The 7,534-nt window shown below is 70.7% G+C and carries 5 protein-coding genes; 1 reads left to right on the forward strand and 4 read right to left on the reverse strand.

Annotated features, from left to right (window positions below; genetic code table 11):
* From AE652_RS30380 to AE652_RS30390, 3 genes are all read right to left on the reverse strand, one after another.
* Positions 1-866 (reverse strand): serine/threonine-protein kinase (locus AE652_RS30380; RefSeq protein WP_049657297.1); only part of this gene is annotated, 866 nt, incomplete at its 3' end.
* 250 nt (positions 867-1,116) lie between these two features.
* Positions 1,117-2,478, reverse strand: coding sequence for a hypothetical protein (locus AE652_RS30385; protein WP_049657299.1), 1,362 nt, complete (start codon positions 2,476-2,478; stop codon positions 1,117-1,119).
* 62 nt (positions 2,479-2,540) lie between these two features.
* A complete protein-coding gene (locus AE652_RS30390) occupies positions 2,541-3,797 on the reverse strand; it encodes a phosphatidylserine decarboxylase (RefSeq protein WP_049657300.1) in 1,257 nt (418 codons plus the stop codon).
* 480 nt (positions 3,798-4,277) lie between these two features.
* Between AE652_RS30390 and AE652_RS30395 the strand changes: the two genes are divergently transcribed.
* Entirely contained in the window at positions 4,278-5,063 is a 786-nt protein-coding gene (locus AE652_RS30395) for a pyridoxamine 5'-phosphate oxidase family protein (protein WP_049657302.1), read from the forward strand.
* Positions 5,064-5,143: 80 nt separating this feature from the next.
* Here the strand turns inward: AE652_RS30395 and AE652_RS30400 are convergent.
* Positions 5,144-7,534, reverse strand: a 2,391-nt coding sequence (locus AE652_RS30400) for a metallophosphoesterase (protein WP_199823169.1), incomplete at its 5' end; no start/stop codon positions are given.

The raw sequence follows: 7,534 nt of genomic DNA on the forward strand, positions 1-7,534 counted from the left end.
CCCGCCGCGAGGGCCTGGCGCAGCGCCGCGGCCATCGTCGCCGCGTCGGGCCAGCGCTCGCCGGGGTCCTTGGCCATCGCCCGCTCGACCACCGCCCGCACCGGCGCGGGCACGTCCCCGGGCAGCGGCGGCACGGGCTCCGTCAGGTGCTTGAGGATCAGTTCGAGGGCGGTCTCCCCGTCGTACGGGAGCCTCCCGGCGAGGCACTCGTAGAGGACCACGCCGAGCGCGTAGAGGTCCGCCGAGGCGGTGACCGTCCCGGTGGAGGCCTGTTCCGGTGCCTGGTAGGCGGCGGTGCCCAGCACCACCCCGGGTACGGTGAACCGGGGGTCGCAGGCGGGGCCGGCGATGCCGAAGTCCGCGATCACCGTCCGGTCGCCGTTGACCATCAGGTTGGCGGGTTTGATGTCCTGGTGGACCACCCCGGACGCGTGCGCGGCCTCCAGCGCCTCCAGCACCTGGAGAGCCAGCCGCAGCGCCTCGGCCACCGGCAGGGCTCCGCGCCGCTCCAGGACGGCGCTCAGCGGCTGACCGTCGATCAGCTCCATCACCAGGTAGCCGACCGGGCGCCGACCGGTCCCGGCACCGTACGCACCGCCGTGCCCGTCGCCGCTGGCCCCGTCGCCGCCGCTGTGCCCGTAGTCGTACACGCCGACGATGCCCGGGTGCCGCAGCCGGGCCATGACGCGGGCCTCGGTGTGGAAGCGCTCGGCGAAGCCGGGCTCGTCCAGCAGGGCCGGCTTCACCACCTTGACCGCCACCCGGCGGCCCAGGACCTCGTCCTCGGCGAGCCACACGTCGCCCATCGACCCGCCGCCGAGCCAGTCCACCAGCCGGTAGCGGTCGGCGAGCACGGTGCCGCGCAATGCTTCTCCCTGAATCGAGCCCGAGGGGGCCGGAGCGGATCCGGGGGCCGGCCCGGTCCCCTGGGCGCGCCCTGGTCCGGGACGCCCTCCGAGGATCGTGGCACCGGCTGATAGTTACTGACTTGCCATCATATGAATGATGTTCAGCTCGGGCCATCACCACCCCGCGCGTACGGCACCACAAACGGCGGGGCGGCACCGCAGTGCCGCCCCGCCGTCCGATCAACTCCCCGGCGCCGTCGCCGGTCCGCTACACGAGCGGCCCCTTCGGGTCGTGCCCGTGGAAGGGGCGCTCGAAGAGCCAGTTGTAGAGCATCTCCCGACAGATCTCCGGCTGGTACGCCGGCACCTCGTGACCGGAGTCGGGGATGGACACCTGCGTCAGGTTGCCGCGCTGGCGAACGAAGCCCTTGGGGTCGCCCGGCGGCTGCTGCCAGATCAGACGGGGCGCGCCGTGCCACTCCGGGTCGCGGTCCCGCATGAGCCTGTCGAGGATCTCCTCGGTGCTCCGGAAGCCGCAGGCGGTGTCGAAGTTCCCGGTGTAGAGCAGCACCTTGTAGCGCTTGATGCCCCCGTCGCTCTTGTCGATGAGCGCGCCGTACTTGTCGGACGCGTCCGCCATGTTGTCCTCCACCAGGGCATCGGCCACCGGGCCGCTGTTGTCCTCGCACGTCCACTCGAGCCCGAGCGGCACGTGCAGGGCCTTCCTGACGGGATCGGTGTTCAGGTACGCCTTCAGCGTCTCCCAGGGCAGGCCCTTCCACCCCCGGACGTCGTAGATGTCGAACTTCCCGCCGTAGGCCAGGGTCTTGTCCACCAGGGCGTTGCCGTCCTTGGTGGCCTGGACCATGCTGCCTTCCTTGATCTCGGCCTGGACCTTCGCGTAGTCCCGGAGCAGTTCCTCGCGCTGGCCGAGGCCGATGAATCCGGTGGTGTAGACGTAGTCGATCATGAGGCCCAGCGAGAGCTCGGGGGTGATCCAGCCGTTGCCCACCGCGATCCCGCGCAGGTCGATGTGCTGTCCCGCCTTCCGCCCGTTCTGCTTGTCGATCTCCAGGGCGATCGCCGGCACGTACTTGCCGGCGTAGCTCTCGCCGCAGACGTACAGCGGGCACTGCGCGTACTCGGGGTGCAGCTGGAAGAACTTCTGGAGCGCCTGCCAGAACATGTGGCCGAGTTCGGCCTCGTCCTCGACGTACTCGTCGTGCTTGGGATCGTCGGAGTGGCTGTACCCGGCGCCCAGGGGCTGGTCCCAGTAGAGGAGGTGCGCCTCCTGGTTCCAGCTGGTGGTGGTCAGCGACACGGTCCCGACGGTGTCCTCGGTGATGGTCAGCGGGCCGTTCTCCAGGAAGAGCCCGATCAGCGAGGAGGCGCCGGGGCCTCCGTTGAGCCAGATCACCAGCGGTGTGGCGCTGATCAGGTCCTGCTGGTCGGCGACGGGCACGTGGGGGCTGCAGGTCTGGCTCTCGAAGAACCAGTAGAAGAGGTTGTTCTTCGCGGTGCCCGTGCCGTCGAGCTGTACGCGCCCCGCGTAGGAGCGGATCCCCAGCTCGAGGCTCTTGGTGTCGAGGAGGTTCGCCGGGATCGACGTGACGAGATCGTCCGGGTCCATGGTTCAGTCCTTCGTTCGGAAGCGGGTCAACGGAATCGAGGGGGTCGACGGGATCGGCGGGGTCACCGGGCGAACGGGATGCCCCGGCGGGACTGCGCGTGGTGGGGGTGGCTGAAGAGGCCCTTCGTCCGCTCCGGGGCCTCGAGGGTTCCGATGCGCTGACCCATGTGCAGTTGCAGGGCCGGGAAGCGGCCGTGCTCGAACAGCAGGATGTTCAGGGAGCCGCCGTACTGGAAGTTCCCGATCTTCTGCCCCTTCTTCACCCGGACGGGATTCTGGGGGTTCTTGAACTCCGCTTCGTACTGCACGGAGCCGATCGAGTTGAGGCCGACCGTCACCATCGCCACGTACGTGTCGTGCTTCCGCATCTGGGGATCGATGAACGTCGTCTTGAAGACGAGGTATCCGCGGCGGAAGGTGTCGAACATCTCGTAGTCGAATCCGTAGCCGACGTTCCCCTTGTTGAGGAGTTCGGGGAAGTCCCGCATCCCGTAGTAGATCCCGTGGACGTCGTCGTGGGACTCCACGACATGACCATCCACCGGCGCGTGGTACCAGTGGTAGGTGTCGGGCATCAGGATGCACGACACGGCGGTGCCCCCGGGCACCGTCTTTCCGTCCTCCTCTTTGGGGACGAACTTCTTGTAGTACTTGGAACCGGCGAGCAGTTGCTTGACGTTCATGGTGACCGTCTTGACCGGGATCGGCGTCTCCTCGGCCAGGTCGTCGACGATCATGTTGATGACGCAGTCGGTCGGGGCGACCACCACGCTGTTGTCGTCCGGAGCGTCGATCGGCCGCACCGACGGGTCCCGCAGCTCCCGGATGAAGAACTGGTTGAAGGTCCCCCAGGGGCCCGGCTCGAACTCCTCCATCCTCGTGCCGAGTTCAGCGCGCCAGAGGTTGATGAGTTCCTGGCCGCCCTCCCCCTCGTCGTCCATCTGGTCGCCCTGCAGGTCGGTGAAGTCCTTGGTCATCTCCAGGCCGGGACCGCAGGTCACGAAGACCATCCCGTAGTCGTTCTCGTAGGTGAGCCAGCTGAACTTCTCGATGTAGTCCAGGCCGTCGTTGGGCTTCGTCGTGGTCCAGTTGGTGTACCACTCCGCGAAGAACTTCTTCAGATCCTCGATGCCCTTCCCCTGCCAGTCGTAGTACACCTTCTTTCCATCGGGATCGGTCGGGTCGGCCGGACACTTCACCACGTTGGCGATCGTCGCGTCGAACAGGGTCTTGAAGCCCTCGTGATTGGTGCGGTACCAGTCGTCGATCCTGTCGAGGAAATCTTTGAGGGGCTTCGGGTACTCGTCGTTGTCCGGCATGACTCTCCCTTTCGCATCCGCCGCGGAGGCGTCCCCTTTCGGATCGCCTCTCCGGTCTCGGCGTCCACGAGTATGGTTGCGCCCCGGCCCGCCGCCGACCGGACACGCATGGGCGTCACCGGTCCGTGAATCCCCTTGCCGGTATGAGGAATTACCCCTCCCGCAATCGATCGGAAAAGCCGAAACGTTCTTCCGGCCGCCTCGACCGGCCCCCGTCAGCCGACCGGCCGAAGCCGCCGGCCACGGCCGCGGGGCGCTCCCGTCCCAACGGCGGACGGCCGGATGGCGCATCGGAACGTCCCGGCGTCCCGCGGTCGCGGCCGGCGGGGTCGTTGCTCTGGCGGGGTGATCCGCCACCGCCGCGCGCACGTTGGGGCCCGTCGGGCGCCCGCCGTGCCGTAGGCATGACCCGTGTCCCGGGCCCGCTCCCGTCACCCGCGGAGCCGGGCCCCTCCCCTCCCCCGTCGTGAAGGAACCGCCATGTCCGCCATGTCCCAGGAACCGGGCACCGTCACAGGGTCGTCGGACGCCGCGGCGTTCGGCAAGAGGACGCAGGTGAGCACCGACCCGAAGGACTGGGTCCCCGTCCTCCAGGCGGGCTTCGTCTGCACCGTCGCCCACCTCGAGATCAGCACCCCGGGCGACCGGTTGACGATCAGGCCCCGATGCGTCCCCATGGTCTACGCCTACCACGAGGAAGACGGCAGGAGGCTCCTCTACCTGCACGGGTCCATCTACTACCCGGACTGGCTCCCGGTCTCGCTGAAGCACCTGTGGAGCGATGACGGCGTGTCCGTCAGCGTGGCCGCCACCGTCGTCGACGGCCTCGTCGTCGGCCGCGCGGCCATCAGCACCTCCCTCGACTACCGCTCCGTCGTCGTCAACGGCGTCGCCAGGAAGGTCGACCCCTCCCTGCGCGCGAAGACCTTCCACGCGCTGAGCGACCAGGTCATCCCCAATCGCTGGAGCGAGCTGCGCCCCATCGACGACACCGACCTGAACACGGACGGGCAGAATCACCCCACCATCGGGGTCCTCTCCGTCGACCTCGACGAGAAGGAGACGACCGTCCACGCCAAGATCGCGACCCACCCCGAGGGGCCCGAACACGAGACCCAGCGGGACTTGGACTACCCCCACGCCTGGGGCGGCACCCTCACCGTGCGCCAGACGTACGGCGATCCCGTCCCCGACAAGCACGTCCCGCCGGGCACCCCCGTTCCCACGTCCGTGCAGGACCTCGTCAAGAGCCACCGGGCCACGTAGGACACGGCACCGCAGGCCCGGACCGTGCGTCACGGTCCGGGCCTGCGGTGGGTCACTGGCGGCGTGTCACCGGCGGTCGGTCACAGCTTCGCGCACTGGCCGCCCTTCGGGCCGCTCACGGTGTTGGCGAGGCCGCCGTTCACCGGGGCCGGGGTGTTGCCGGAGCAGTCCAGCGGGCCGCGCACGGTGGTGCCGGCCAGCAGGGTGGCGCCCCGGTTGAGCGCGAGGTGGAGCGGGCCGGACAGGGTGGCGCGCAGGATCGCCGTGGTGCCGGTGGTGCCGCTGACGGCGACCGGGCCGTTCACGGTGGTGTCGCTCAGCACCAGGGTGTTCGCGCCGCGGGCGGAGAGCGGGCCGGACAGGACGGAGTCCAGCGCGACCAGGGAGGCTCCGGGCTGCACCAGGACCGGGCCGTCGACGGTGGCGCCCTGGAGGCAGGTGACGCCCGAGGTGACGGCGAGCGAGGAGTGCCGGCCGCGCACGGTGGTGGTGCAGGCGGGCAACGCGCCGACGGTGAGCGGCTGTTCGGCCTTCACCCCGCCGACGGTGACGCTCAGCGTCCCGCTGCCGGGGCGCAGCCCGGTCAGGGTGGCGGTGGCCGGGTCGTAGGCGGCGACGGCGGTGCGCGGGGCGCTCGCGGCGGTGCCGATGTGTACGGCGGTGCCGCCCCACTGGGCGGTGACGGGCCAGGCGACGGGCACGGTGCGCTCGCCGTCCTGGGTGAAGGTGGCGTGGACGGGGGCGGTTTCGAGCAGGCCGAGGGCGGTGGGGGCCTGGAGGTCGACGGTGTCGGCGCGGGCGCGGACCTCGGCGCGCAGCCAGGCGGAGGTGTCGTCGGCGACGGCGTAGGGGTCGGTGACGCGGCCGGCGGCGGGGTTGACGCCGAGCATCGTCCAGCCGGTGAAGCCGCCGCGGTCGGGTTCGGCGGCGGGGCCCTTGCCGGAGTTGCCGTTGATCAGGTGCGGGACGCCGTCGATGCTCTGGGCGTGGAAGGCGCCGACGTGGCCGGTGACCATGGCGGCGGACTTGCCCTTGGTGCGGAAGTCGGCGAGCCACTGCTCGACGAGGGCGGCCTCCTTGCGGTCGCCGAGCTGGCTGCCCTGGTCGGGCAGCGGGTCGCGGGTGGGGTGGTGTTCGAAGAGCAGCAGGCCGGTGACGGACGGGTCCTGGGCGGCGCCGTCGAGGGCGGTGCGCAGGGTGGCGATCTGGTCGAAGCCGCTGCCGCGCAGGGTGCCGAGCGAGCTGTTGAGGGTGACGAAGCGGGTGCCCTTGACGTCGAAGACCTGGGTGGTGTCGCCGAAGGCGGCCTTGAAGTTGTCGATGGTGCCGGGGCCCATGACCTCGTGGTTGCCGGGCACGTAGTGCCAGGGGACGGTGTGGCCGGTGAGCTGGTCGAACTCGTCGAGGAGCGTGCGGGCGAGGGCGAAGTCGGCGGGGGCGGCCTCGTCGACGAAGTCGCCGTCGATGACGAGGAGTTCGGGCTTGGCGGCGGCGATGTCGCGCAGGGTGCGGCGGGCGGCCTGGACGATGTCGCTGTCGGGGCTGCGGGCGATGAACTGGGCGTCGGACATGACGGCGACGCGCAGCGGGCGGCCGTCGACGGTGCCGTGGGTGAGCACGACGGGATCGGTGACCTTGGGCTGGACGGGCAGTTCGACGTCGGGGGCGACCTTGACGCGCAGGTCGGCGAGGGTGAGGGCGCCGGTGTAGGAGCGGGCGGCGCTGGTCTCCATCAGGCGGAAGCGCTGGAAGGTGAGCGGGTACTGGACGCCGGCGGGGACGGGGAACTCGACCTTGCGCCAGCCGGTCCAGGTGACCATCGGGGCGTCGAGGTTGGCGGTGACGCCGGCGGCGGTGCGGTACTGGACGCGCGGCCAGGCGCCGTTGCCGTCGCCCTCGATCCACATCGTGATGGAGCGGGGCTGGCCGGGCAGCACGATGCCCTCGGGGGCGATGGCGTACTGGCCGCGGGTGCCGGTGGAGTGGGTGAAGTCGTAGGCCAGGCGCAGGCCGTGGGTGCCGTCGGGGCCGGGGGCGGGGGCCGTCGAGCCGCCGGGGGCGCGGTCGTTGCCGGACTTCCAGGCGGCGGCGTCGGAGAAGTCGGCGAACGGCTTCTCGGTCATGCCGACGGTGACGGCGACGGCGCTCTCCAGGGTGCCGACGGTCAGTTTGAGGGTGGCGGACTTCCCGTCGGCCAGGGCCTTGAGGGCGATGGTGCCGTCGGGGGCGGCGCTCGTCTCGACCACGCCCTCGCCGCCGGTGACCTTGACGTCGGCGGCCTCGACGGGTGCGGTGTGGCCGAGCGCGTCGTAGCCGGTGACGGTGAGGCGGGCGGTGGCACCGGCGCCTTCGAGGGCGATCGGCGCGCTGCCGGCGCTGACGCGTACCGCCGGGCCGAGCACGGTCAGCGGCAGGACGGCCTTCGCGGCGCCGGTGGCGGTGACGGCGACCTCGGCGGCGCCGGGGGCGCG

The sequence above is a fragment of the Kitasatospora sp. MY 5-36 genome (genome assembly GCF_001182915.1).
Classification (GTDB): Bacteria; Actinomycetota; Actinomycetes; order Streptomycetales; family Streptomycetaceae; genus Kitasatospora.